Raw genomic sequence first — 23,997 nt, forward strand, 5'->3', positions numbered from 1 at the left:
TCAGCCGCCGCCGATGAGTGAGGGGATCTTCTCGAAGAGAGCGTTGGTGAAGGCGACGATCTCGGAGATCATCCAGTGCCCGGAGATGAGCAGGGCCAGGCAGACCGCGATCGCCTTGGGCACGAAGGACAGCGTCACCTCCTGGATCTGGGTGATCGACTGGAGAAGGGAAATGGCGAACCCGACGACGAGGGCGGTGATCAGGATCGGGGCGGACAGCTTGCCGGCGATGATGATGGCCTGCATCCCGATGTCCAGGACGGCGTTGGTGTCCACTCAGCCACCCCGGTAACTGGTGATCAGGGTCGTGATGATGAGCCCCCAGCCGTCGACGAGCACGAAGAGCAGGATCTTGAACGGCAGCGAGATCATCACCGGCGGCAGCATCATCATGCCCATCGACATCAGCGCCGCGGACACGACCAGGTCGATCACGAGGAACGGGATGAAGATGACGAAACCGATGATGAACGCGGCGCGCAGCTCGGAGATCATGAAGGCGGGGATCAGGGTGAGCAACGACACCGCGTCCCGGCTCACAGGGTTGGCCTGGTCGGCGGCCCGAGTCATCAGGGCCAGGTCTTCCTCGCGGGTGTGCGCGAGCATGAACGTGCGCAGCGGCCCGGACCCGAGCGTGACGGCGTCGTCGAAGGACATCGCGCCGTTCAGGTAGGGCTGCAAGGCGTGGTCGTTGATGTCGGTGAGGATGGGCGCCATGATGAACAGCGACAGGAAGAGCGCCAGTCCGGCGAGAACCTGGTTGGGCGGGATCGACGGCAGAGCGAGCGCGTTGCGGGTCATGGCGAGCACGACGAAGATCTTTGTGAAGCTCGTCATCATCAGCAGCAGGGCCGGCGCGACCGACAACAGCGTGATGCCGATCAGGGTGACGATCGCCGAGGAGGGGGCGCCGTCCGGGCCGTTGATCTGCACGTTGAGTCCGCCGCCGCTCGGCGGGGCGGGCGTGGCCGGAGCGGTCGGGGTGACGGGGTCGATCGGTGCGGCGTGGCCCGCGGTCGTGACCAGCATGACGATGGCCGCGACGATCACGAGAACGAGGGCCGCCATCACCAGGTACCGGGCGATGTCCCGGCGCCGGCCTGTGCTGGTCACGGTTACCCAGGTCACCGGTTCTGCCGCAGCGCGGCGGCGGTATGCTGCCAGGTCGCCGGGGACAGGATCGAGCCGGCCAGGCGGCCGGGTGCCGGCCGGTCGCGGCGGGGACGAAGGATGAAGGGCGGGGCCAGCTCGGCGTCGCCTCGCCCGGCATCGGCGAGTTCGCGGGCGAAGTCGGCCGGGGCATCCGTCTGCTCGCCCGTATGGAGCACGCTCACGGACTGTTCGGTCACGCCGAGCACGAACCTGCGCCCCTCGATGTCGACGACCACCACGGATGCCTTCTGGCCGAGGCCCTGGCGTCCGACCACGGTCACGAGGTTGGCGCTGCGGCCGCCGCGCGCGGATTTGGTCAGCCGTCGCTGCAGCACCCAGAGCAGCCCGAGCACAGCGGCCAGGGACAGGGCGACCCGAAGGGCAACGACGACGGTGTCCATTTAGGTGAGGCTCTCGGCCACGTCGAGGATCTGGGTGATGCGCACGGCGTAGTCCTGGTCGACGACGACGATCTCCCCATGGGCGATCAGGCGGCCGTTGAGGAGGATGTCGGCGGGTGCCCCGGCGGAACGGTCGAGCTCGATGACGGCGCCCGGCTCGAGGGCGAGCACGTCCCGCACCGACATCCGGGTGCGGCCGATCTCGACCGTGAGCGCCATTTCGACGCTGTTGATGCGGCCGAGCTTGCCGACGACGGACTGGGATGCACGGCCGTTCTGCCCGGCCGGCCCGTTGTCGCGCAGGCGGATCGCGAACCAGCCGGTGACGGCCCCGTCGCCGGTGAGCTCGTAGACGACCGTGTTGGCGTCGGAGACGAGCGCGGTCGCGTCTTCGACCCTCGTGTCGCCGAGCACGCCGACGCCGAGCACGGCTGCCGCGTTTTCGAGGGCGGGACGGAGCACATCCTGGCGGGAGACGAGCGAGGACTCCTGGCCGCCGGCCGCGTCGAGTGAGGCCGGATCGGCCAGGACCACCGCGAGGTCGGCCGATGTCGCCCCGACGAAGGAGGCGACGACCGCGGCACCGAGCCGGCCCGCGAGGGCGGCGCCGGAGCAGGGCTCGGCTCGCAGCCGGCTCGGGGTCGGCAGGACACCGAGGAGGGCGTCAACGGCCGCCATGTGCAGGGTGGTGGAGGTAGGGCTCATGTTCATTCCTCGGTATCGATGACGATGCAGGCCAGGCGGGAACCGTTGGAACCGAGGGCCGCGCGGGCCAGCGGCAGACCGTCGACGACGACGTCGAGGGGACGGTGAGTGGAGTGCGGCACGGCCAGAAGATCGCCGACCGCGAGGCCGAGGATGACGCTCGGCAGCACCCGGATCGGGGCCAGCTGCAGCGAAACGTCCACCGGCACCCAGGCCAGTTGGGCCTGCAGAAGCTGCTCCGGGTCCTCTGAGGCACCGGCGGGGTTCGACTCGACGAGCTGCGGCAGTAGTGCGTCGGCGGGGATGGCCAGCGTCGCAACGGCGCTGCCCTCCCCGATCCGCATCGAGAACGTGGCCACGATCATCAGGTCGGCGGTGGCGGCCGCCTGGGCGAACTGGGAGTTGTACTGGATGGTGCCCACGGAGATCTGGTGCACGAGCAGGGACCCGAGCGAGTAGCGCAGATCCTCGAGCGCATCGTCCACGAGCCGGCGCACGATGGCCTGCTCGATCTGGGTGAACGCCCGCTCCGGGAGGGGCGCATTGCTGGTGCCGCCGAGCATGTGGCTGACCCAGGACAGGGCCGCCGAGGTAGGGAATTGGATGACGACCTTGGCCATAATGCCCTCGACCGAGCACAGCACCATGGCGGTCGTCGATGGGAGCGATGCCGCGTAATCGTCGTAGGTGCGCATGATGACGCCGTCGCACTTGACCTGGGACATGACGCGAACCTTCGCGGTCAGCTGGGTGCCCCACTGGCGGGCGAACGTCTCGAAGGCAAGCTCGAGCACGCGGGAGTGCTCGCGTGCGAGGGTCGTCGGCCGACGGAAGTCGTACACCTCGACCGGGCGCGTCGCAGAAGCGGGCACGCCAATTTTCACCTGTTCCTGGACCGTCACGTCGGTGACTATCGACCGGCGACGGCAATCAGTTAGCAGTGACCGCCACGGATGTTTCGGCCCCGGTCGTTGTCGTTCCGTTTGCCGGAACCCCGGTTTCGGTGGCCGTGCCGTCCAGGACCGAGGGGATGAGTGCACGGATGTCGTCGGGCTGGTTCGAGAGCAGCACGACGTCCACCCGCCGATTCTGGGCCATCGCTGCCAGGTCCCCCCCGTCGGCGACAGGCCGTGCCGACCCGAAGCCGACCGCGGAGATCCGTTCCTGGGCGACGCCGCCCGACTCGACCAGACGTCTGAGCACCGCAGTTGCGCGGGCGGAGGACAGCTCCCAGTCGGTCGGGTAGTTGAGGGTGACGCCGTGCCGATCGGCGTGCCCCTCGATCTTCACCTCGCGGGTGTTCGAGGCCAGGACCGGTGCGATCGCGTCGAGCACCTGTTCGGCTTGCGGGCTGAAGTTGGCAAGGTTGGGGGCGAAGAACGCCTCCGAGCCGACCAGGCCGATCGTGAGTCCCCGTGAGTCGATCGTGAACTGCACCAGCTGGCCGAGGCCCTTGGCGTCGACGGCATCCTGCAGTGCCTTCTGCGCCGCCGTGAGATCCGCGACCTCCGCCACGGCGAGATCCAGCTTCGTGAACCCGGTCACCTCGCCCTGGTTCGCCTTGTCCTTGGTGACGACGACCCCCTTGGCGGTGTCCACCTTGCCCACGTCGACGACACCGAATCCGGTCGCGAGGGAGTTCTTCAGCTGGAGGAATTTCGCCTGGTCGACGGTGGACATCGCGAAAAGCACGATGAACATGCACATCAGCACGGTGACCATGTCCATGTAGGACGCCATCCAGCGCTCGTCGACGTGTTCGACGTGCTCTTCTTCGAGGCCGCGGCTGCGACCGCGACCGCTACCGCGGCCATGCCCGCTCATGCGGCCTTGGGCAGAGGTTTGTCAGCCTTGCCGGCTTTGTCGGGCTTCCCGGATTTCGCGGACCTGGCCGTCTTGGCGGGGGTCGCCGGGACCATGGCCCGCAACCGCTCTCCGAGCAGCCGTGGCTGGCTCCCGGCCTGCACGGCGAGGGCGCCCTCCAGCAGCAGGGTCATCCGTTCGACCTCGATGTCGCTCAATCGCTTGAGCCGGTTACCGATCGGCAGCCAGAGGAAGTTGGCCGAGAGCAGCCCCCACAGGGTCGCCACGAACGCGGCCGCGATCATCGGGCCCAGGGTCGAGGGAGTGTCGAGGTTCTCGAGCACGTGGGTGAGTGAGATGACGGTGCCGATGATGCCGACGGTCGGGGCGTATCCGCCGAGGCTGGTGAAGAACTTGGACGCATTGCGGCTGGCCTTGGTGGCGGTCGCGAGTTCGTCTTCGAGCAGGATGCGCAGTTCATCGCCGTCAGTGCCGTCGGCGATGTTCTGCAGGGCGCCGCGCAGAAAGGGGTCATTGACGTTGTCGGCCTCCTGCTCAAGGGCCAGAAGTCCGGCACTGCGGGCCTTTTCCGCCAGGCCGACGACCTGGTCGATGACCTGTTGCGGCGGGGTGGTCTTGCCGATGAAGGCGCCGGGGATGGCCTTGAACGCGGAAATCGCGTCCCTGATCGTGCCGCCGGCGATGCCGACCGCAATCGTCGCCCCGAAGACGAGCACCATCGGCGCGGGCAGGAGAATCGAGGAGAGATGGCCGCCCTCGATCGTGATCATGGCGAACAGGGAGCCGAAGGCGAGGGCGATCCCGACCAGGGTTGCCGGATCCATCAGATTCTCCGGGGCCGGGAGGGAACGGTGCTGCCCGGTTCGATGACGTGCGCGATGGCATGCGGCCCGCCGACGATTTCCAGGGTCCTGGCCCCACTGCTGTACTGGGAGTCCTCGGTGAGGTACGCGAGAGAGATCACGTGCGCCCGGAAGCGGGCGATCTTCTCGATCACGTCCTCGAGGCTCTCCGTGACGATGAACTTGGCGCCGTCGACCATCACGAGCGTGGTGTCGGGGCTGGCATGGATGCGTTCGATCAGGTCGGGATTGATCGCGAACTGACTGTCATTCAGCCGAGTCACTACGATCATGGGAACCGTCCCTGCCAGTTGACGACCCGTGTGACCGTCACGCTGCACTGTCGGCCGCCCCGACCGCAGGGTTAGCTGTTTCGGCCGGGACGACGTTCACGGGGCCCCAGGACCCCGTCCCGGCCGCCGCGGGCTCCGACGTCGGGCAGCTGGCGAGCGAATTCGACGGAGATTTTGCCGGAATCGGGCCCGCACACCCCGAAAAGGGTACTTTTCAGGCAGAATCTCCGTCGAATTGGTTAGACGCCTAGCGCTTCAGGTTCGTCAGTTCCTGGAGTACCTCGTCGGACGTGGTGATGATGCGCGCGTTGGCTTGGAAGCCGCGCTGCGCGACGATGAGGTTGGTGAACTCCTGGGAGAGGTCCACGTTGGACATCTCGAGCGCTCCCCCGGTCAGCGAGCCGAGTCCGCCGGTGCCGGGGGCGCCCAGGGCCGCATTGCCGGAGTTGAAGGTGGACCGGTACTCCGAGGAGCCGGCCTTCTCGAGCCCGCCGGGGTTGGAGAAGGTCGCGAGGGCGATCCGGCCGATGGCTTCCTGGCCGCCGTTGCTGAACAAACCGACCAGGGTGCCGTCCTTGCCCAGGGTGAAGGACTTCAGCGTGCCGGCGGCTTTGCCGTTCTGGTCGTTGACGGCAACGGTGGAGAGGCCGGCGAATCCCTCGACGGCGGACAGGTCCACCGTGATGGCGCCGCTGCCGAACGTGATGTTGGTGGTCGCGGAGGTCTGCTTGCCATCGGCGAAGGTCAGAGCGGCGGATGTCGATGCGGTCGCGCCATCGAGTCCCGTGACCGTCCAGGCGCCCGGGCCGGTGGACGTGAATGTCAGGTCGAGGGAGCGGGCCGTGCCGGATCCGTCATAGACCTTCACGTCTCGGCTGAACACGGTGCCGGCAGCGGCGTCGGACGGGAGGTTGCCGCCGACGGATGCAGTCGTGGTTGCCGTGGCTGCCGAGACGGTCTGCAGCGGCAACGTGATGTTCCCCGTCGTTCCACCCTGGTTGATGACGCCGCCGACGGCGTTCCAACCCTGCACGATGGCGCCTGCCGGGGTGACGAGCCGCCCCTGGGCGTCGAAGTCGAAGGCTCCGGCGCGGCTGTACAGGGTTTCGCCGCCAAGCTGGGTGACGAAGAATCCGTCGCCGGAGATCATGATGTCGGTGGCCTTGCCGGTGGCCTGGGACGAGCCCTGCGCGAAGTTGGTGGAGATGCCGGCGACCTTGACTCCGAGTCCGACCTGCGCCGGGTTGGTGCCGCCGACCTCGGCCTGCGGGCCGCCGGCGCCCTGGCTGAGCTGCGACAGGGTGTCCTGGAACTGGGTCGCGGATGCCTTGAACGCCGTTGTGTTGACGTTGGCGATGTTGTTGCCGGTGACGTCGAGCATGGTCTGGTGCGATCGGAGGCCGGAGATACCGGAGTACAGGGAACGAAGCATGGGTGCTGCCTTTCAGGAGGAAAACGTCAGGAGAAGAGCGGGAGTCGGACGAAAACGGTGGAGTCGGTGAGGTGGGAACGAGCCGGTCAGATGGCGGGCGCCGCGACGGGTCCGGCGGTGACGCCGGAGATCGCGTCGAGGGCGACGCTCGTGCCGTTGATCGTGACCTGGGGCACGGTGCCGGTGTAGGACACGGCCGACGCGGTGCCGGTGGCGCTGGTGCCGTCGGCCTTCGTGTAGGTGACGTCCTGGCCGACGAGGGCAGCCGCCGCGACCCGCATCTGCAGGGAGAAGTTCTCGTCCGCGGTGGTGGACAGGGCAGAGAGCTTCTCCATCATGGCGAGCTGCGTGGTCTGGGAGATCATCTGGTTGGTGTCCATCGGCGAGCTGGGGTCCTGGTTGCGCAGTTGCGTCACGAGGAGCGCCATGAACGCCTCGGAGTCCAGGGCCTGCTTCGGCGTGCGGGTGGGGGTCGTGGTGTACATGCCGGTGGTGGCGGTGGTGGCGGCGACTGCGTCGATGGTCACGGGATCTCGTTTCTTCTTCTCTAGGCCAGTACGTCGATGGTGTGGGAGTTGCTGAACCGAACCGCGTGGAACACGGCCGGTTCGGCCGGTTCGCGGGCCTGAGCCGGACGGACGGGCGTCGCAGCGAACTGGCGGGCGGCCCCGTCGCCGGATGCCTGGTCGCGGTTCGAGAGGTCGAGCTGGGCATTCAGCCCGCCGCTCGCGAGGTCTCGGCGCAGGTCAGGCAGAATGGCGCGCAGCGCGTCGCGGGCGAGGTCGGTGGGAACGAAGAGTTCGACCCGGATGCCGTCGGCGCCCAGGTGGGCCCGCACGGTCACCGGGCCGAGGTTGTCGGGGCTGACCTGGATCGTCATCACGTGGTCGCCGGCCGCGGCGCCGGCGAGGGTGAACAGGGTGCGGGCGACCTGGGTCGTCAGTGGCACGACCGGCACGGATGCCGCGGGCACGTTGGACGGGACGGCCGACGCTGCCGCGGGCGTGCTCGGTGTCGTGGCGCTGCCCACGACGACGGGGCGTAGGGTCGCGGCGGAGTTCAGGTCCGGATCGAGGTTGCGGCGTGGCTCCGCCGCTGCGGGGGCGTCCGTCGCCGCGACCGCAGCGGCGACCGCAGCGAACGCGGACGCGTCGACCGCAGCAGATGTAGGCCCGGACGCGGGGGTGTTGGCTGTCGGGCCGGACGGTGCGGCGACCGAGGCAAGATCAGCCGCCGCGGGGGTGGAGGCGGGTGCGGGAGGAGCCGGTGCGGGAGGAGCCGGTGCGGGAGGAGCCGGTGCGGGAGGAGCGGGTGCGGGAGGAGCCGGTGCGGGAGGAGCGGCCGCGGCCGCCGGTGCGGCCGGGACCGGAAAGCCCGGTGCTGAGCCGCTGCCGTGAGCCGGGCCGGCGGCCGGCGTGGACTCCGCGGTCGGCGAATCGGCATCGGACGCCGCCGGAGGGAGTGGCGACGGCTCGGTCGGAGCGGTGCCGGTCGTTCCCCCCTCGGTCTCCCCCGCCGGCTGGACGGCCGACTGGACGGCCGTCGAAGGCGCGAGCGGCACAGGCACCGGCACAGGCACCGGCACAGGCACCGGCGCGGGCAGAGGTGTGGGCACCGGTACGGCCATGCCGATGGGTATGGCCGGCTGAACAGCAGTCGGATCCGAGTCCGCTGACGTGGAGTCCGCGGCATCCGTTGCCTGATGGGGCGTGGAGGGCAATTGATCCCCGGACGTTGCCAGCGCGCTGGCCGGTGCGGACGCAGCGGCCAGGGTGCCCTCAAAAACGGATGCGAAGGCGCCCGCACCCTGCCCCACGCGCACATCCGGGACGCCACGAGGCGTGGTGGCCGGTGTGAGTGCTGACAGAAGACGCCCGACGGCGCCACTCATCAGGACCTGCCGTTCATCAGGGAGGCCAGGGCCGCCCCGACGAGGTCGGTGGTGCCGGCAGCCGAGGCTGGGGCCGCCGGCGCATCCGGGATGACCCGCCGGATGGTGTCGATGTCCGAGTCGTCCATGTAGGCCTCGACGAGGCAGACGGTGCGCCCCTCGTAAGGCGCGTGAATGACCTTGTGGTTTCCGGCGTAGATCAGGATGTGCTCACCGCCGCCGGTGACGATGAGGTCGCCCGGCTTGGCCTGGGCGAGGGAACCGACCTCGGTGCCGATCTTCATCTGCCCGGACACGAGGCGCGGGACGGTTATGCCCATGTCGGCATATACCGTCTGCACGAGTCCGGAGCAGTCCATCCCGCTCCCGTCCTCCCCACCGAAGACGTAGGGCACCCCGAGGTACTTCTCTGCGGCGGCGACGATGTCGGTGCCGGTGGCGCTTCCCGTTGCCGGTGTCGCTCTGGCGGAGCCCGTCGCGGACGTGCCGGTCGCGGAGGCGAGCGCGCTGGCGAACGTCGACGCGCCGGCCGAAGCGGCGGTCGCCGCCGCAGCCTTGGTGCCTTGCACGGTGTTGAACTGTTCGAGGGCGGCCTGGATCTGGCCGATCCGGCTGAGGGCGTCGACCATGCTCATGAGCGGCCCCCACGCCGGGCCCGGTGCCAGCCGCTGGACGCGATCTCGTCGAGGACCGTTTGCTCGGCGTGGAGTTCCTCGGCCCGGGCGATGACCGCATGCCGGTCGGAGAGCTTCTCGAGGCCGACGGATTCGGCGCGCCTGGCGTCGAAGACGTGCTGCGCCTCGCCGACCGCGAACTGGTAGTTGCGGCCGTGGGTCTCCATCTCAGCCAGCATGCTGCGGGCCGAGGCCCGTGCAGCGGCGATCGCGGACAGCGTTTCGGCCCCGCTGGCCAGGCTGGGGAGGCCGGCCAGGGCGGTCCGGGCCTGGTCCCGCCGGGCCAGGTTCGCCTGGGACAGGGCATTGGCCGCGGCGAGGTCGGCGGCGGCCTGGTCCTGTTGCAGGTGCCGCAGGCGCAACAATCCGGCCAGAGCGAAGGCGCGTGCCATCAGTGGACCCCCAGGATTCGGTTGATTGTGTCGAGCTGGGCCCAGGCTTCGGATGCCGGGGTCTGGTCGTCCATCCGCTGCTGCAGGAAGGCGTTGATCGCGCCCTCGTTGGCGACGGCAGCGTCGACGAGCGGATTCGTGCCCTGCCGGTAGGCACCCACGTCCAGCAGGTCCTGCGCGTTGCGCCGGGCGGCGAGCACCGTGCGCAGCGTGCCCGCGATCTGGTTCTGGTGCGGGTCGTTGACCCGGGAGGCGACCCGGGAGATCGAGGCGAGGGCGTCGATGGAGGGGAAGTGGCCGAGAACGGCGAGTTTGCGGTCGAGCACGACGTGGCCGTCCAGAATGGACCGTGCGGCATCCGCGATCGGTTCGTTGTGGTCGTCCCCGTCGACGAGGACGGTGTAGACGCCCGTGATTGAACCGGCTTCGTCGGTGCCGGCCCGTTCGAGCAGCCGCGCCAGCAGGGAGAAGGTCGACGGCGGGTACCCGCGGGTGGCCGGCGGTTCGCCGACGGAGAGGCCGATTTCGCGCTGGGCCATGGCCACGCGGGTGAGCGAGTCCATCATCAGCATCACGTCGGCACCCGTGTCGCGGAAGGATTCCGCGATGCGGGTGGCGACGAAGGCGGCGCGCAGCCGCATCATGGCCGGCTCGTCCGACGTGGAGACCACCACGATGGACCGTGCGAGGCCCTCCGGACCGAGGTCGTCCTCGAGGAACTCGCGCACTTCCCGGCCGCGCTCCCCCACCAGGGCGATCACGGAGACTTCGGCGTCGGTGCCACGGGCGATCATGGAGAGGAGCGAGGACTTGCCCACTCCCGACCCGGCGAACAGGCCCATCCGCTGGCCTTTGCCGACGGTCGTCAGCGTGTCGAGCACGCGCACACCGAGCTGCAGCGGGGTCGTGATGCGCGAGCGCTGCATCGCGGAGGGGCTGTCGTGGTCGATCGAGACGAAGGAATCAACGGCGAGCGGACCCTTGCCGTCGATCGGGCGGCCGAGCCCGTCGATGACGCGGCCGAAGAGCCCGGTGCCGGTGGGCACGAGGTGCGGCGTTCCGTCGGAACGGACCGGGGCCCCGATGCGGATCCCGGTCATCCGGCCCAGGGGCATGCACCGGATGCCGTCCCGAGTCGTGGCCACCACTTCGGCGTCCACCTCGCGGAGTTCGCCGATCGTGACGAGGTCGCCGATCGCCGAGTTCAAGCCGCGAACTTCGAGCCCGAGGCCGACGATCGAGGAGACGACGCCGACCCGTTGAGGGCGAGCCAGACGGATGGCGGTGGCCAGGCTCATGCTGTCTCACCCTGCAGCGCGGCCTTCGCCCGCTCGAGGGCGGTGCTGATGCGGGCGTCGAGGAAACCGTCCGCGAATTCGGTGATCGCGTCGCCGCGAACCAGGCTCGGGTCCGCCGTGAAACGGACGCCGGCCCGCTCCCGGGTGGCCCGGTCGATCACGTCGAGGTCCTCGGGGTTCATCCGCACCGTGTGGGGGGTGTCGTCGGCCGCGTGGTCGAGGGCCCGGCCGAGAGCGAACCGGGAGGAATTGCCGGCGTCGCTGAGCTCGTGCCCGAGAATCGCCTCGGCCAGTTCGAGTGCTGTCGCGACCAGGGTGGCTTCGGCCTCCCGCAACACGGGTACCGTGCGCTCGTCGAGCGCCGCGGCGGCGGCTCCGAGCAGGACGATGGCGCGGTCGATCTCGGCCTGCCCTCTCAACACGACGGCGGCGTGTTCGGCGTCGAGCCGGGCCATCCGGGCGTCGACCGCCTGGGCGGCGGCGCGCAGTCCCTCGGCGTAGCCGGCGGCGTGGCCGCGGGCGCGGGACTGTTCGTCGACCCGGTCACGGTTCACGTCGCGCAGATTCGGGAACGACACCGTCGAGAATCGCGCCTCAGACGACCGCGCCTCAGACGACATAGTCGTCCTCGTCCGCCCGTTTGACGGTGATGGTCCCCTGGGCCTCGAGGTCGCGGATCGCGCGCACGATCGTGGCGCGGGCCTCCTCGACCTGGGACACCCGCACGGGCGCCATGGCCTTGACCTCGTCGTCGAGGATCTCCCGGTTGCGCTCGGAGAGGTTGGTGCGGATGATCTCGACCACCCCGTCGGTAGAGCCCTTCATCGCAATGGCGAGGATCGCGGCATCGATCCCGCGCAGGACCTGCTGCACGTCGCGGTTCTCCAGTTTGATGATGTCGCCGAAGGTGAGCATCCGTGAGCGCACCTCTTCGGCGAGCACCGGGTCGCTGGCGTCGAGCGCCTCGAGCAGCGCCCGCTCGGTCGCCACGTCAGAACGGTTGATGATCTCGACGAGAGGCTCAATACCACCGACGACCTGCACTGCGTCGCGGGTCGTCGAGACGGTCCCAACCCGGGCCTTGAGGGTTTCCGTGACGACTCGGATCCCTTCGGGCGTAGCCGTGCCCATTCCGGCGATGCACTGCGCGACCTGGGTGCGGATCGGGCTGTCCAGCCCGCCGAGCACCGCAGAGGCGTGCTCGGGTCGCAGGTGCGCGAGCACCAGTGCGATCGTCTGCGGCAGTTCCCCGTCGAGCAGGGTGAGTACCTGGATCGGTTCGGCCGCGTCGAGAAATTCGAACGCCTTGCCGGCCATCGAGGACGCCACCTTGCTCATGACGCCGGCGGCCTTATCGGCGCCGAAGGAGGCCTCGAGCAGGCCGACCGCGTAGGCGTGACCGCCGCGTGAGTTGCGCGTGCCCTTCTGGGTCAGGTCGTGGAATTCCAGGACGGCCGTTTCGGTGACGTCGGGGTCGACCCGGCGCATCTGCACGATCTCGGCGGTGATATCCGCGGCTTCACTCTCGGTGAATTGCTTCATCACCTCCGTCGCGTGCTGGCGCTCCATGCTCATCAGCAGCACGGCGACCTTCTGGGTTCCGGTCAGCACCGTGGACGCGTCGATCATACGGGCTGCCGATCATCCATCAGGCTGCGCAGGTATTCGGCCGTCTTTCCCGGGTCGCGCTGGGCAAGGGCGTCGATCTCCACGCGCATGCGATCGGCGTCGGGAAGGCCGGCGAACGCGACCGTGGGAGTCGGGTCGATGTAGAGCGGAGTGGCTGCCGCCGGCATCGGAAACGGGACCACCGGGGCGGTCAGGACAGGCCGTGCCTCGATCATCTCGTCAAGCTCGATGGCTTCCCGGCTCTGGCGGCGTGAGCGGCGCGCATACAGCAAGAGGCCGAGCATGAACGTGAGCACGGTGCCCACGGTGATGATGGCGACCCGCAGGATGCCGGCAAACCGGTCGGCCGCGGCAGAGGCGTCCGCGGCGGCGAGGGCTGTCGCTGCGTCGGCGGCCCCGGCACCGTTGAAGCTGACAACCTGCACCGTGACCGCGTCCCCGCGTTTCGTGTCGATGCCGGCGGCGGAGGAGACCAGGGAGGTGACGTCGGAAATGTTGAGCTTGGCGGCGGCATCCTTATTGAGGGCCACGGACACGGTCTGCCGGTTCATGGACCCGGCCGGGATCGTCCGGGTCTCGGTGACCTTGTTCACGGCATTGTTCTTGGTGGTGTCGGAGGAGGTGAACGTGCCGTCCTTGCCGGCGCCGGCGGGCACCGCGATGTTGTCGGGGCCGAGGACGCCCGCGGCCGAACCGGCGGCGCCGCCCGTTCCGCTGTACGTCTCGGTTTTTACGGCTTCGTTGAGCGAGGGGGCGTTCGTGGGCGTGGTGAACGATTCCTCGACCCGCTGGGCGGACTGGGCGCTCATGTCGGCGGCGACAACGACGGTGGCGTTGCCGGGGCCGACGACACGGTCGAGCATCGCCTGTACGGCACCGCGGACGCGCTGTTCGTAATCGCTCGCCTGCTGGTCGGCGCCGCCGGTGGTGCCGGTGCCGACCGCGGAGAGCACGATGCCCTTCGCGTCGATCACGGCGACATCGGCGGGCTTCATTCCCTCAATCGATGCGCTGGTGAGATGGACGATGGCCTGAACCTGGTCGGAGCTGAGGTTCACGCCATTCTCGGTTGCCACGAAGACGGATGCCGTCGGGTCGCTTTTCTCCGAGACGAAGACGCTGTCCTTGGGGATGGCCAGCCGCACGGATGCGGTCTTGACGCCCTTCATGGCACCGATCGTGTTGGCTATTTCGCCTTCGATCGCCCGCTTGTAGGTGACCGACTGCTGGAACTCGGAGGACGTGACGCCCATCTTGTCGAGCAGGGCGTAGCCGCCCGTGCTCGAGGTGGGCAGGCCCGCCGCGGCCGCCTTGAGGCGTTCGTCGTAGACGCTCGCCTCGGGAACGAGGATCGTGGCCCCGCCGTCGCTGAGCTGGTAGTCGACGCTGTCGGTGCGCAATTGGTCGACGATCGAACTCGCGTCGGCGCCGCTCAGCCCCGAGAAAAGGGGTGTGTAGGCCGGCTTCGACGCCCACATCGTGAGCGCCGAGATGCCGAGCACGAGAACCGCGAGGCCGATGATGGCAACCGTGCGCTGGGCCACGCTGAAACTCTGGATGCCGCGGCCCAGGCCCTGTAGGGCGTTGCTGATCGGACGGGGCATCAGGCCTGCATCCTCATGATCTCGTTGAACGCGTCAATACCCTTGTTGCGCACGGCGGCCACAAGCTCGAGCGTGACCTGGGCGCGGGTGGCCGCGATGGTGGCGGAGTGGATGTCGTTCAAGTTGCCGGTGACCGCCTGCACCGCGAGGGTGTTAGAGGTGGACTGCAGGGCCTGGAGGTTGTCGACCGCCCCGGCGAGTGCGGTGCCGAAGCCGGAGCCGTCCGTCGCCTGCGTGTTCCCTGTGTTCTGAATGCCGGACAGGTAGCCGGTGCCGGCCACGGCCTGCACGGAGGGGATCGATCCGATGGTCATCAGCCGCGTCCGATCTGCAGTGCTGCTTCGTAGGTGGTCTTGGCGCGGTCGACGACGGCCGCGTTGGCCTGGTAGCCGCGCTGGGCCATGATCAGCTCGCCCATCTGCTCGCCGAGGTCGATGTCGGGGTGGCGCACGTAACCGGTCGCATCCGCGAGCGGGTTGCTGGGCTCGTAGGTGAGGATGCCGGTCTCGGAACCGAGAGCCGTGCCGGAGACGTAGGCACCGGTCGTGCCCTGCCCCTCCTGGGCGACGATGTAGCGGGCCTGGAAGGCCTTGCCGCTGGTGGGGGTGACGGTGTTGATGTTGGCGATGTTGTCGGCGACCGCGTCGAGCCATTTGCGGTGCAGGGTGAGGCCGGTACCGGCGATGCCGATCGCGTCGATGCTCATTACTGGCCGCCCCTCAGTTGGTGCGCATCGCGGAGCGGATGGCCGTGAACGGTCCGTTGACGGCCTGAGCCGCGAACTGGTAGCGCAGCACGGTCTCGGTGTTGGAGAGGGTCTCGGTGTCGAGGTTCACGTTGTTGCCGTCGAGCCGGGTGGGCTCGAGGGAGCTGGCCGTGGTGGCGGCGGTGTGGCCGTCGCCGGCCGCGACCGACTTCGCCAGGGCGCTCTCGAAGGCGACGCGCTTGGCGTGGTAGCCCGGGGTGTTGACGTTGGCGATGTTATTCGCGATGGTGCGCTGACGGAGGGCCAGCCCGTCCAGTGCGCTGGTCAACGCGGTGGCGGTCACGGATTCAAGCACGGTTACCCGATTCGTCGTCAGTGAAGACATGACGGCCGATCCGTGGCCTGTGGGTGAGCTATCCCTGCTCGTGCCTAGCTATCGGCCGGCGACGAGCACTCGTAAGCAGGAATCTGAACTCGACTCGTAAGGGGGGGGGTCTCGCCGTCGCCTTCGCCAACGTGCGGGCTCGAATCGGCGGGACTATTTCGCTTTGGCCGTGGCCCGGTGTTGCTGGGCGGGGACCCAGACTCGTGCTGAGTCGTAGCAGACCGGTGCCATGACCTCGGGTTTGCCACGGACCATGCGGATGAGCCACCCGGAGGTCTCGATGCTGTGGTGGTGCAGCCAGCACAAGAGAACTCCGTTGTCGATATTCGTCGGGCCGTGCTGTAGCCACGGGATCACATGGTGTACCTCGGCCCAGGCCGCGCTGACCGGGCAGCCCGGGATGATGCAGCCGCCGTCACGGGCGGCGATCGCCCGGCGTTGGGCCCGGTTGAAGAATCGTTGCCTGACGCCCAGGTGGAGGACCTCGCCATGCTCACCGAACGCGATCTTGCGGTACCCGCCCGCGCAGATCAGCCGGTTCACGGTGCGCATCGAGATCGGGGCCTCGACCCCGTCGATCCAACCGACGCCGTGCCCGTCGGCGAGGTCGACGGCGTTCACGTGCACCATCACGGTCGGGGCCGCGCCGCCCATGGACGGGGTGCCCGGGTCGCGGGACGCTGCCTCGAAGATGCCGCGGAGGATGTCTGCGCGCTTCTCGCCGCCGTTGCGGTCGTCGCCGAGAGCGGCGGCCTCTGCCCCGGGGATGAACGCCCCCGAGTCCATCCGTGCCTGCTCCTCCTCCGTGGGGAACGCCGGAGCGGCGTGCGCGGACAGGTACGTGTCGAAAATGCCGTTCATGATGCCGCGCAGCTCCGCCGTGACCGCGCCCCGCAAGGGGTAAAGGCCGTCCCGGAGGACGCCGAAACCGACGGTGCTGCGCGGTTCGGCGACGTCTTCGTTCGGGGCTGTGCCGTCGGGGTCCAGCCGCGCCTGCCACTGCACGGCCATGCCCCGGATCAGGTCTGCGGAGAACGCGAACCCCTCCCCGGGCAACCCCTGGGTCTCTTCGGTGATCGCGCCGGTCGCCGCTGCAACCAGAGCCCGTTCGGCGGTGAGGACGTCGTCGGGCGCGACGCTCGGGCTGACCTTGTCGAGGGTCGTGACGATGGCCTCCGCCGCGTCGACGCCGAGGTCACCGCTGGTCAGCCCCGCGGCGACGGTCGGGTAGTAGGGCGGGAGCATGCTCGTGCCGGCCCGGCGCTGGCTGACGTTGCCGCCGAGCCGCACCCGCCGGTTCGCTTCCCGCGCCGACACCCGGGTCAAGCGGGTGATCAGGTCGACGTCGTTGCGCGCGCCCTGCTTCCAGGCGAGGGAGTCGTGGCCGAGGATGCTGCGGGAACGGTCCGCGACATCCGTCGCCGTGGACACCCGGGCCGCATCAACCCGGCGGCCGAGCTGCTCGACCGCGCCGAGCACAGTCAGGGCGTCGGCGTCGCTCAGCAACGGGAACATGATGTCGTCGAGGACGGCGACAATGGCCCGAGCGGCCAACTCGATTCGCTGCGCGGGCGAATCTGCCACCTCGGCCGAGGCAGCTGGTGACTGCGGTGCGGATGCTCCTGCCATGCCCCGAGTGTAGACCAAATCGAACGCCATGTCGAGACTTACTCACATACTTCTGAGCTTATTTAGGAGATAGATACGAATGAGGCCGATGTTACTGATGGGACTGATTCCACCGGAGTCACCACCCCCATAGCCATGACGTGACATCCGTCGTCCACCATGCTCGCGCATGGCACTGACATTCCCCCATCGGCGCCGAATCCGCCCCCGGACCTCGCCGAGCCGAGAGTTTCGCTCCTCTTTTCGACGTTTTGAGGAGCTTTACTCACGGCTCGGCGAGGGTCGCGAGGGTGGCTAGGCAGGGTGCGGGGCGACGGATGCCTAGCCGGCGACGTCGAGGTAGACGGACTGGTCGGTACGCTGGGCCGAGAGGATCGTGCGGACGGCGGCGAGGTGCATGCCGGCCGAACGGCGGGCATCCTCGATCTCGCGGATGAGTTCGAGCTGGCCGGCGATGAGACGCCTCGCGCGTTTCTCGAGGTCGGCCGGCAGCTGGCCGAGGTGTTCGGGGGCGCGCCACTGCACCCCGGTGGAGAGGCGCTCCCCCTCCACGGCGAGCACGGCGTCACGTGCCCCGGAGCCCAGGCTCGTTTCGAGCTGGTCGAGCACGTGCAGCCATTCCTCGCGGGCTCCCGCCGGCCTAGGCAATGCCGTACTCCCCGCCGAATTGTGCCGACGTGGTCTGCGCGGGAAGCTGGTCGGCGGCTTCATGCCAGGTCTGGCGCAGCGGATCGAGCAGGGCGATGCTCTCCCTTGTACGGTCGACATCCCGATGGATGTTGGCGCTCATCAGCGCGTTCGACACGTAGGTGTAGATCGCGAAGAGTCCTTCGCCGCCCTCCCACGCGTCCACCTTGAGCGACGACATCAGCTCGGAGACGATCGCCTGGGCGTGCTGCAGGTTGTCGGATGCGATCTGCCAGTTCTCGACCACCTGCGCGGCCTCAGCGCGGTTCAGGTCGAGCAGCAGGCGGTCGTACAGCATCGTCAGCAGGCGCACCGGGGTGGCCGAGAGGATCGCGTCGCGGTTGAATTGTGCGCGTCGGGCTGCCGCCCCGCCCATCATGCTCATAACAGCCATCATCATCCTGTGGTCGAGGTCGTGGTCGGGAGTTGCGCGGTCAGCCAGGTCGATTGCGCCTTCAGCTTGCTGAGCTGGGTCTCCAGCGCGGTGTAGGTGCTCTGCAGGGTCGCCCGGCGGGTGGCCAGGCTGATGTCCCAGGCATCGATCCGGTTGCCGAGGTCTTTGACCGTGGACTGCTGGCCGGTGATCTGGGACGTGATCTGCCCGGTGTACTTGTCGGATGCCGCGGTGGCCACGGCGGCGACCCGGGCGGCGATCTCCTGCACGGCAGCTTTGACGGTGGTCGGGTCCTTGGCCAGTACGGTGGCGAACTTGGCCGCGTCGAACTCCATCGTGCCGGACTTCGTAATGCTGATGCCGTACTCGGACGGGGAGTGCCCGTTGACCGGAGCCGACGCGGCCGTGAGGATCTTCTGGTTGACGTCCCGCACACTGCTCTTACCGGTGAAGACGCCGGGCGACATCACGGCGGCACCCGCGGCGTTGGTGCTGTTGACGACCACGGACTTCGTCGAGATCAGCGCGAAGATGCCGTTGACGGAACTGACCAGGCCCGAAGCCAGGGAGCCGATTTGGGCGTCGTCGCGGGCGACCTTGATCGTCACCGGGTCGACCGAGATGGCGGATACGGTCACCGCAACGCCGGGGAGCAGGTTGGAGAACGTGTTGGTCGCTGAGGTGATGGTCTGCGCGGCGCCGGTGCCGGCCCAGAGGGTGACGCTCGCATCCTTGGCTGTGCGAATGACCGCGGAACCGGGGGCGGCGAGAAGATCGTTGGCCGGGGCCACATCGGCTTTGGCTCCCTGGTGCACCTCGAAGGATTTTGCGGCACCGGTGGCCGTCCCGGTGAACTGCAGGCGGTACTGCGGGGCCCCGAGAGCATCAACACCGGATGCGACCCTGGTCGCTGTCACCCCGGTGTTGGCAGCGTTGATGGCGGTGACGACGTCGTCAAGCGAGGTCGACGCTGCGGTGATTTCGGTGCTCACCCCGCCCGACACGATTGTGAGCACGGGCGGCGTGGCAGGCCAGACGGTCAGGGCGGCGGAGACTTCGACCTGGCTGGAGGCGAGGGCGCCGACGACGACGTCGAGTTGGCCGGCGCTGGCTCCGGCCGAGACGGATGTCGTGATGGTCGGCGAGCTACTGGTCGAGGAGTAGAGGTCGAGGGCGGCGGGCTTCGCGGCGTTCGCGGCGAGGGTTCCGAGGGCCGCTACCTGGCTGTTGAGTCCCTGGAGCGCTGAGATGAAGGTCTGGGAGGTGGCGACCTTTGCCTTCAGCAGCGCCTGCGGTGCGGCTTCGACCTTCATCAGGGAGTTGATGAGAGAGGTAGTGTCGAGCCCACTGACGAGGCCGTCAATTGCGTTCGTCATCGCATCTCCGTTCCGGCTGTGATCGTGACGATTATTGAGCGAGTGAAACAGTGAATGGCTGGTGGCGGCCGAGGGATGAGGTCCAGTTCATCTCTCGGTCACCACCAGCCATAGTTCACCGTGCGGTTTCCCGAAAGGTTCTGCTACTCCGGGTTAGCGGAGAAGCGAGAGCACGCCCTGGTTGGACTGGTTCGCCTGCGCGAGCATGGCGGTACCGGCCTGGGTCAGGATGCTGGAACGGGTGTACTTGACCATTTCGGCGGCCATGTCGGTGTCGCGGATTCGCGAACCGGCAGCGGTCAGGTTCTCCGTCGAGACGGCGAGCGTCTTGACGACGGACTCGAACCGGTTCTGGACGGCGCCGAGGTTGGCGCGAGCGGTGGATACGTAGTTGAGCTGTGTGTCAATGGTCGCGATTGCGGCCTTGGCACCCGCGGCGGTCGAGAAGTCAAGTCCTGCTGCAGCCGGTGCGTTCGTCGCGCCGCCGTTGGCCAGACCTACAGCCGCCGAATCTGCTACAGCGGTGGACACTGTTCCACCATTCAGAGCGGTGACCACAAGTCCAGTTCCCGCGCCGTTTGTGTCTTTCGTGACGCTGACGCTGAAGTTGGCCGAGAACGCCGCATCCCGACCGAGGGCTGATGCGTAATCGTCGACACTCGCGAAGGATGTCTGAGCGGCACCTGTTGCGTCCGTCAGCGCCAGCGTGGTGACGGACGTCACAACTCCACCCGCAGTAGTGCTCTTGAACTTGGCTGCAGAACCGTCCAGAGCGCTGAAGCTCGAGATCGCGAAAGCCGAGCCCGACGATCCGGACGAAGTCGTGAGCGCGGACGCAACCTTTGAGACGTCGACCTTGGACAGGTCAACGACGATCTGGCTGCTGTTGCCTGCATTCGCTCCGATCTGAAAGCTCAAGGAGCCCTTTTTGCCATCCAGGAGCTGAGTACCGTTGAAGTTGGTCGAACCCGCGATCCTCGTCAGTTCCGAAGTAAGCGCAGTCACCTCGGTCTTGATCGCGGTGCGTGAGTCGGTGTTGTTCGAGTCGTTACCGGCCTGAACGGCGAGGTCACGAACGCGCTGCAGAATGGACTGCACCTCGCTCAAGGAACCTTCAGCGGTCTGGACAACCGAGATGCCGTCCTGGGCGTTGCGGCTGGCGACCATGAGGCCACCGACCTGCGACTTGAGGCCCTCCGAGATGGTGAGGCCTGCCGCGTCATCCGAAGCACGGTTGATGCGGAGGCCGCTGGACAGCTTCTCCAGCGACTTGGACATGTCGTTCTGTGTTGCGGCGAGGTTGCGGTACGTGTTGTTTGCCGCGAGGTTGGTGTTGACCTGCATACCCATGATGAAATCCTCCGTGATTGGGTGGTGTTAGCCAGGCCATCCATGGCCTGACACCTTGAGCTATCGGCCCCGCTAAGTAGCGCGTTAGCCGTTGACCGAAAAAACTTCGCGCGGCGCTAAATCCGGAGAATCGCCGGTATCCGCCGCATAGGCCGTGCCCGACGCCGTCGCCAGGCCGAGCATCGCCTGGTCCGCGAGGCGGGCCAGGTAAGCGCTGCGACGGGCCGGCGCGATGCGGGACTCCGGCACGTACTCGACCTCGGCGTCGTCCGAGTAGTGCGTGCCCAGGCCATCGCGGAGCAGACGGATGGCTTCGGCCCGCTGCTGCGAGACGGCGGAGTGCGTGATGCCGAGATCGGCCGCGATCTCCTTCACGGAGCGGTCGTCGAAGTAGACCTGCTGGATGATGTCGCGCATCTTGTCCGGCAGTACGTCGATGGCCGCGCGCAAATAGGAGAGGCGCTCGGCCGACAGTAGGGAATCCTCCGGCAGCTCGGTGCCCGACACCAGGAACTCGGCGGTGGCGTCGTCGAGCGTGGACACGGTGCGCTCGGAGTCGGACAGGCCGGCCAGGGCGGTCTCCCGGTCGACGCCGAGCGCCGCGGCCACCTCGTCGACGGATGCCGCGCGGCCGAGAGCCGCAGCCAGCGTCTCTTGAACGGCGCGGGTCTCCTTAATGCGGCGGCGCGCCATCCGGGTGGCCCAGTCGTTGGAGCGCATCTCGTCAGCGAAGGAGCCGATGATGCGGCGACGGGCGAAAGCTCCGAACGGCACCCCGAGGTCGGGATCGAAGGCGTCGGCGGAGGTGATCAGGGCGAGGGCTCCGGCCGAGGCCAGGTCGTCGCGCGAGAGGTGGCGGGCCTTGGCCCAGACCTCGGAGACGAGGTAGCCGACCAGGGGGAGATTGTCGATCACCAGCTTGTTGCGTTCTGCCCGATTCACAGTGAATCTCCCTGAGTGCTTGCTTCGGATGAGGAGCTAATCGACTGGCTGGGCCAGCTGATTCGCTTTTGCCGGGTGAGCACGAGGACTAGTGAAGGAATCAGGGTTTCGGGGCCCCCAGAAAAAACATTTCCTTTGTTTTAAAACGTAGGCGAGCGCTTTCCCGGCCAACCACCGGCAGCACCCCCCACAACGGGGGAAAATACCCCCACAACGGGGCAGATCACCCCTCAACGGGGTGGGGTCGCAGAGAACGGATGCTCACTGTGTCCTCTCTTTAGTGGACACCGCACCGGCTGACTGGCAGTCTGAATCGAAGGTCTCGGCTTACCGTGCGAGCGGCCCTGCCGATAGTGACCAATAGAGGCACTGGACATGCGACCCAGCGTGAGCCGAGCCTGAATCGACATCGAAAGGCAGTTGGAGGAGACGTGGGGGCCAATGAACTTTCAGCGTTGCTGTGGCGCGAGCGGGAACTTCTCGAGCTGCTCGTCTTCAAGCTCGACGAGGAGCAACTCCTCCTGACCAACGGCCGGACCCGCTGGCTGCAACAGGGCACCCGTGAGGTCGAGCAGGTGCTGGGACACGTGCGCGATGCCGGCCTGGCCCGATCGGTCGAGGTGGCCGCAGTCGCCCTCGAGTGGGGCACCGCCGAAGATGCCACTCTGCGCGAACTCGTCGTTCACGCACCCGCCGGCCCCTGGAGCGAGATCATGGCCGCGCACCTCAAGGCCATGGGCGACCTCACGACCCAGATCAAGGAACTGCGCGACGCGAACGAAGTGTTGCTGCGCGCCGCCGCCCGCTCGAGCCAGGAAACGCTCGCCGACGTGCGCACCGCGACCCGCACCTACGACGCCCGCGGCACGGCTGACGCCAGCGCCGCCGGCTCCCGACTGTTCGACCAGATTTTGTGAGGATGCCGCGATGAGCACGTTCGGAGGACTCAACACCGCGTACACCGGCCTGATCGCCGCCCGACAAGGGCTCGAGGTCGTGGGGCAGAACATCGCCAACGCCAACACAGAGGGCTACACCCGCCAGCGCATCTCGACCTCTGCCGTTGACGCGGCCACCCGGGTCGGCCTGATGAGCGCCGGCCTGCAGGCCGGCCAGGGCGTCAGCGTCGACGGCATCGCCCGCCTTGGCAGCGCCCAGCTGGATGCCCAGGTGCGGTCATCCGCCGCGGCTGCCGGTTACTCAGCGGTGCGCTCCAACGCTCTGAGCGCCGTCGAAGCTTCGATGCACGAACCGGGTGAGAACGGGCTGTCCGCCCAGTTGCAGGAGTTCTGGGCCGGCTGGCAGGACGTGTCGAACGCCGGCGGAAGCACCGCCCCCGCCGGCGTCCTACTCAGCCAGGCCGCAGCGCTCACCACGCAGATCGCACAGGGCTACCAGGCCGTAGCCACCGAGTGGTCGAGCGTGCGCGGCAGTGTCGACGGCATGGTCGCCGAGATCAACGGGGCGGCAAGCCAGGTGGCCGCGCTCAACGGCCAGATCCGTTCGGAGCTGGCCGGCGGCGGAAGCGCCAATGAGCTCCTCGACCGGCGCAGCCAGCTCACCACGACCCTCGCCGCCCTCACCGGGGGCACGGTCGTCGACCGCGGTGACGGCACCGTCGACGTGCTCGTCGGCGGCAACGGGCTCGTCACCGGGGACTCTGCCCAGAAACTCGTGGCGGTCGGCGCCACGAGCATGGCGGGCACCGGAACCGTGCACCTCGAGTGGGCCGGGAAGCCCGCCGCCGGCGCCGTGGCCGTCGACGGTGGCGAACTCGCCGGCGCACTCTCCCTGCTTGCCCCGGCCGTGACCTCGGGTACCGGCGCGGGTACCGGCGGCGCCCTCGCCGAGGCTGGCGAGTCGTACAACACGTTCGCCCGGAACCTGACCGACAAGGTCAACACGATCTACAAGACAGGCACGAACTCGAGCCTGCCGACCCCCGGGGACTTCTTCAAGGTCACGGCCGGTGTCCCGGCAGCGACGGGCCTGAGCGTGATTCCGAAAACGGCGGCAGAGCTGGCGACGGGTGACCTCTCGAAGGGCAAGCTCGACGGCTCGGTCGCCGATCAGATCGCCCAACTCGGCGCCGGCAAGGCCGTCACGACGGCCGGAACCTCGATCCAGTCCCCCACGACCGACTGGTCGAACTTCGTCACCGGGTTCGCGGTCAAGACCAAAACCGAGCTGCAGCACGCCTCGCTGGCCGACCTCACCTCGACCGCCGCGGTCAGCGCGCAACTCTCGAACGCCTCCGTCGACCTCGACGAAGAGAACGTGAACCTGCTCATGTTCCAGCACGCCTACCAGGGCGCCGCCCGGGTGATGACGGCCGTGGACGAGATGCTCGACACCCTGATCAACCGCACCGGACTGGTGGGAAGGTAAGCC

The 23,997-nt window shown here is 68.1% G+C and carries 28 protein-coding genes; 2 read left to right on the forward strand and 26 right to left on the reverse strand.

The features are described 5' to 3' along the window. The 26 genes from fliQ to E3T42_RS04460 all read right to left on the reverse strand — a co-directional run bounded on the left by fliQ (position 1) and on the right by E3T42_RS04460 (position 21,606). Positions 1-276 carry a flagellar biosynthesis protein FliQ gene (gene fliQ, locus E3T42_RS04325; RefSeq protein ID WP_134402526.1) on the reverse strand — a complete coding sequence of 92 codons (276 nt, stop codon included), beginning with the start codon at positions 274-276 and terminating at the stop codon, positions 1-3. Beyond that, the gene (fliP, locus tag E3T42_RS04330; RefSeq protein ID WP_134402559.1) at positions 277-1,068 is read right to left on the reverse strand and encodes a flagellar type III secretion system pore protein FliP; all 792 of its coding nucleotides are present in this window, start codon (positions 1,066-1,068) and stop codon (positions 277-279) included. 56 nt (positions 1,069-1,124) lie between these two features. After that, the gene (gene fliO / locus E3T42_RS04335; protein ID WP_134402527.1) at positions 1,125-1,553 is read right to left on the reverse strand and encodes a flagellar biosynthetic protein FliO; all 429 of its coding nucleotides are present in this window, start codon (positions 1,551-1,553) and stop codon (positions 1,125-1,127) included. Continuing rightward, on the reverse strand, positions 1,554-2,258 hold the full coding sequence (gene fliN / locus E3T42_RS04340; RefSeq protein ID WP_134402528.1) for a flagellar motor switch protein FliN: 705 nt from the start codon (positions 2,256-2,258) through the stop codon (positions 1,554-1,556). Between the two features lie 2 nt (positions 2,259-2,260). Further along, positions 2,261-3,160, reverse strand: coding sequence for a flagellar motor switch protein FliM (locus E3T42_RS04345; protein ID WP_241975826.1), 900 nt, complete (start codon positions 3,158-3,160; stop codon positions 2,261-2,263). 28 nt (positions 3,161-3,188) lie between these two features. Then, positions 3,189-4,082 (reverse strand): flagellar motor protein MotB, encoded by an 894-nt coding sequence (locus E3T42_RS04350; RefSeq protein ID WP_134402529.1) that lies wholly within the window; start codon positions 4,080-4,082, stop codon positions 3,189-3,191. Beyond that, the gene (locus tag E3T42_RS04355; RefSeq protein WP_134402530.1) at positions 4,079-4,906 is read right to left on the reverse strand and encodes a motility protein A; all 828 of its coding nucleotides are present in this window, start codon (positions 4,904-4,906) and stop codon (positions 4,079-4,081) included. Before E3T42_RS04355 ends, E3T42_RS04350 begins: the two co-directional genes overlap by 4 nt. After that, positions 4,906-5,217, reverse strand: a complete 312-nt coding sequence (locus tag E3T42_RS04360) for a flagellar FlbD family protein (protein ID WP_134402531.1) — start codon at positions 5,215-5,217, stop codon at positions 4,906-4,908. Before E3T42_RS04360 ends, E3T42_RS04355 begins: the two co-directional genes overlap by 1 nt. Positions 5,218-5,464: 247 nt before the next feature. After that, positions 5,465-6,649 carry a flagellar hook protein FlgE gene (locus tag E3T42_RS04365; RefSeq protein ID WP_134402532.1) on the reverse strand — a complete coding sequence of 395 codons (1,185 nt, stop codon included), beginning with the start codon at positions 6,647-6,649 and terminating at the stop codon, positions 5,465-5,467. Positions 6,650-6,735: 86 nt separating this feature from the next. Then, positions 6,736-7,176: a flagellar hook assembly protein FlgD gene (locus E3T42_RS04370; protein WP_134406101.1), complete on the reverse strand. Its 441-nt coding sequence runs from the start codon at positions 7,174-7,176 to the stop codon at positions 6,736-6,738. 20 nt (positions 7,177-7,196) lie between these two features. Then, entirely contained in the window at positions 7,197-7,679 is a 483-nt protein-coding gene (locus tag E3T42_RS04375) for a flagellar hook-length control protein FliK (protein ID WP_134402533.1), read from the reverse strand. Between the two features lie 860 nt (positions 7,680-8,539). Then, on the reverse strand, positions 8,540-9,175 hold the full coding sequence (locus E3T42_RS04390) for a C40 family peptidase (RefSeq protein WP_134402536.1): 636 nt from the start codon (positions 9,173-9,175) through the stop codon (positions 8,540-8,542). After that, positions 9,172-9,606: a hypothetical protein gene (locus E3T42_RS04395; protein WP_134402537.1), complete on the reverse strand. Its 435-nt coding sequence runs from the start codon at positions 9,604-9,606 to the stop codon at positions 9,172-9,174. The genes E3T42_RS04390 and E3T42_RS04395 overlap by 4 nt, the downstream gene beginning before the upstream one ends. After that, the gene (locus tag E3T42_RS04400; protein ID WP_134402538.1) at positions 9,606-10,904 is read right to left on the reverse strand and encodes a FliI/YscN family ATPase; all 1,299 of its coding nucleotides are present in this window, start codon (positions 10,902-10,904) and stop codon (positions 9,606-9,608) included. Before E3T42_RS04400 ends, E3T42_RS04395 begins: the two co-directional genes overlap by 1 nt. Then, positions 10,901-11,482, reverse strand: coding sequence for a FliH/SctL family protein (locus E3T42_RS04405; protein ID WP_160141000.1), 582 nt, complete (start codon positions 11,480-11,482; stop codon positions 10,901-10,903). The genes E3T42_RS04400 and E3T42_RS04405 overlap by 4 nt, the downstream gene beginning before the upstream one ends. A 31-nt stretch (positions 11,483-11,513) precedes the next feature. Further along, a complete protein-coding gene (gene fliG, locus E3T42_RS04410; protein WP_134402540.1) occupies positions 11,514-12,533 on the reverse strand; it encodes a flagellar motor switch protein FliG in 1,020 nt (339 codons plus the stop codon). Then, positions 12,530-14,137 carry a flagellar basal-body MS-ring/collar protein FliF gene (gene fliF, locus E3T42_RS04415; protein WP_134402541.1) on the reverse strand — a complete coding sequence of 536 codons (1,608 nt, stop codon included), beginning with the start codon at positions 14,135-14,137 and terminating at the stop codon, positions 12,530-12,532. Before fliF ends, fliG begins: the two co-directional genes overlap by 4 nt. Continuing rightward, positions 14,137-14,451: a flagellar hook-basal body complex protein FliE gene (gene fliE, locus E3T42_RS04420; protein WP_134402542.1), complete on the reverse strand. Its 315-nt coding sequence runs from the start codon at positions 14,449-14,451 to the stop codon at positions 14,137-14,139. The genes fliF and fliE overlap by 1 nt, the downstream gene beginning before the upstream one ends. After that, entirely contained in the window at positions 14,451-14,843 is a 393-nt protein-coding gene (locus E3T42_RS04425; RefSeq protein ID WP_134402543.1) for a flagellar basal body rod protein FlgC, read from the reverse strand. The genes fliE and E3T42_RS04425 overlap by 1 nt, the downstream gene beginning before the upstream one ends. A gap of 13 nt (positions 14,844-14,856) precedes the next feature. After that, positions 14,857-15,198 (reverse strand): flagellar basal body protein, encoded by a 342-nt coding sequence (locus E3T42_RS04430; RefSeq protein ID WP_134402562.1) that lies wholly within the window; start codon positions 15,196-15,198, stop codon positions 14,857-14,859. Positions 15,199-15,381: 183 nt separating this feature from the next. Then, complete coding sequence (locus E3T42_RS04435) at positions 15,382-16,857, reverse strand: HNH endonuclease signature motif containing protein (RefSeq protein WP_166789195.1); 1,476 nt, start codon at positions 16,855-16,857, stop codon at positions 15,382-15,384. A gap of 321 nt (positions 16,858-17,178) precedes the next feature. After that, positions 17,179-17,505, reverse strand: coding sequence for a hypothetical protein (locus E3T42_RS04440; protein WP_134402545.1), 327 nt, complete (start codon positions 17,503-17,505; stop codon positions 17,179-17,181). Beyond that, positions 17,498-17,929 (reverse strand): flagellar export chaperone FliS, encoded by a 432-nt coding sequence (fliS, locus tag E3T42_RS04445; RefSeq protein WP_338144964.1) that lies wholly within the window; start codon positions 17,927-17,929, stop codon positions 17,498-17,500. Before fliS ends, E3T42_RS04440 begins: the two co-directional genes overlap by 8 nt. 11 nt (positions 17,930-17,940) lie before the next feature. After that, complete coding sequence (gene fliD, locus E3T42_RS04450) at positions 17,941-19,314, reverse strand: flagellar filament capping protein FliD (RefSeq protein WP_134402547.1); 1,374 nt, start codon at positions 19,312-19,314, stop codon at positions 17,941-17,943. Positions 19,315-19,467: 153 nt separating this feature from the next. Next, entirely contained in the window at positions 19,468-20,664 is a 1,197-nt protein-coding gene (locus E3T42_RS04455; RefSeq protein ID WP_134402548.1) for a flagellin, read from the reverse strand. A gap of 84 nt (positions 20,665-20,748) precedes the next feature. Then, positions 20,749-21,606: a sigma-70 family RNA polymerase sigma factor gene (locus E3T42_RS04460; RefSeq protein WP_134402549.1), complete on the reverse strand. Its 858-nt coding sequence runs from the start codon at positions 21,604-21,606 to the stop codon at positions 20,749-20,751. Between the two features lie 431 nt (positions 21,607-22,037). Here E3T42_RS04460 and E3T42_RS04465 point away from each other — a divergent pair, with 431 nt between their 5' ends. Next, entirely contained in the window at positions 22,038-22,523 is a 486-nt protein-coding gene (locus tag E3T42_RS04465) for a flagellar protein FlgN (RefSeq protein ID WP_134402550.1), read from the forward strand. Positions 22,524-22,533: 10 nt separating this feature from the next. Continuing rightward, positions 22,534-23,994 carry a flagellar hook-associated protein FlgK gene (flgK, locus tag E3T42_RS04470; RefSeq protein WP_134402551.1) on the forward strand — a complete coding sequence of 487 codons (1,461 nt, stop codon included), beginning with the start codon at positions 22,534-22,536 and terminating at the stop codon, positions 23,992-23,994. Positions 23,995-23,997 lie beyond the last annotated feature (3 nt).

The sequence above is a fragment of the Cryobacterium sp. TMT4-10 genome, assembly GCF_004403275.1.
GTDB classification, from domain to species: domain Bacteria; phylum Actinomycetota; class Actinomycetes; order Actinomycetales; family Microbacteriaceae; genus Cryobacterium; species Cryobacterium shii.

Excerpts from the sequence above, each read along its gene's own strand:
- E3T42_RS04395 (WP_134402537.1), bottom strand. The coding sequence starts at position 9,606 with ATGGCACGCGCCTTCGCTCTGGCCGGATTGTTGCGCCTGCGGCACCTG.
- E3T42_RS04360 (WP_134402531.1), bottom strand. The coding sequence starts at position 5,217 with ATGATCGTAGTGACTCGGCTGAATGACAGTCAGTTCGCGATCAATCCC.
- fliS (WP_338144964.1), bottom strand. The coding sequence starts at position 17,929 with ATGAGCATGATGGGCGGGGCGGCAGCCCGACGCGCACAATTCAACCGC.
- fliO (WP_134402527.1), bottom strand. The coding sequence starts at position 1,553 with ATGGACACCGTCGTCGTTGCCCTTCGGGTCGCCCTGTCCCTGGCCGCT.
- E3T42_RS04390 (WP_134402536.1), bottom strand. The coding sequence starts at position 9,175 with ATGAGCATGGTCGACGCCCTCAGCCGGATCGGCCAGATCCAGGCCGCC.
- E3T42_RS04425 (WP_134402543.1), bottom strand. The coding sequence starts at position 14,843 with ATGAGCATCGACGCGATCGGCATCGCCGGTACCGGCCTCACCCTGCAC.
- flgK (WP_134402551.1), top strand. The coding sequence starts at position 22,534 with ATGAGCACGTTCGGAGGACTCAACACCGCGTACACCGGCCTGATCGCC.
- fliP (WP_134402559.1), bottom strand. The coding sequence starts at position 1,068 with ATGGCGGCCCTCGTTCTCGTGATCGTCGCGGCCATCGTCATGCTGGTC.
- E3T42_RS04355 (WP_134402530.1), bottom strand. The coding sequence starts at position 4,906 with ATGGATCCGGCAACCCTGGTCGGGATCGCCCTCGCCTTCGGCTCCCTG.
- E3T42_RS04455 (WP_134402548.1), bottom strand. The coding sequence starts at position 20,664 with ATGGGTATGCAGGTCAACACCAACCTCGCGGCAAACAACACGTACCGC.
- fliG (WP_134402540.1), bottom strand. The coding sequence starts at position 12,533 with ATGATCGACGCGTCCACGGTGCTGACCGGAACCCAGAAGGTCGCCGTG.
- E3T42_RS04365 (WP_134402532.1), bottom strand. The coding sequence starts at position 6,649 with ATGCTTCGTTCCCTGTACTCCGGTATCTCCGGCCTCCGATCGCACCAG.
- E3T42_RS04400 (WP_134402538.1), bottom strand. The coding sequence starts at position 10,904 with ATGAGCCTGGCCACCGCCATCCGTCTGGCTCGCCCTCAACGGGTCGGC.
- E3T42_RS04435 (WP_166789195.1), bottom strand. The coding sequence starts at position 16,857 with ATGGCAGGAGCATCCGCACCGCAGTCACCAGCTGCCTCGGCCGAGGTG.
- fliD (WP_134402547.1), bottom strand. The coding sequence starts at position 19,314 with ATGACGAACGCAATTGACGGCCTCGTCAGTGGGCTCGACACTACCTCT.
- fliN (WP_134402528.1), bottom strand. The coding sequence starts at position 2,258 with ATGAGCCCTACCTCCACCACCCTGCACATGGCGGCCGTTGACGCCCTC.
- E3T42_RS04350 (WP_134402529.1), bottom strand. The coding sequence starts at position 4,082 with ATGAGCGGGCATGGCCGCGGTAGCGGTCGCGGTCGCAGCCGCGGCCTC.
- fliE (WP_134402542.1), bottom strand. The coding sequence starts at position 14,451 with ATGACCATCGGATCGATCCCCTCCGTGCAGGCCGTGGCCGGCACCGGC.
- fliF (WP_134402541.1), bottom strand. The coding sequence starts at position 14,137 with ATGCCCCGTCCGATCAGCAACGCCCTACAGGGCCTGGGCCGCGGCATC.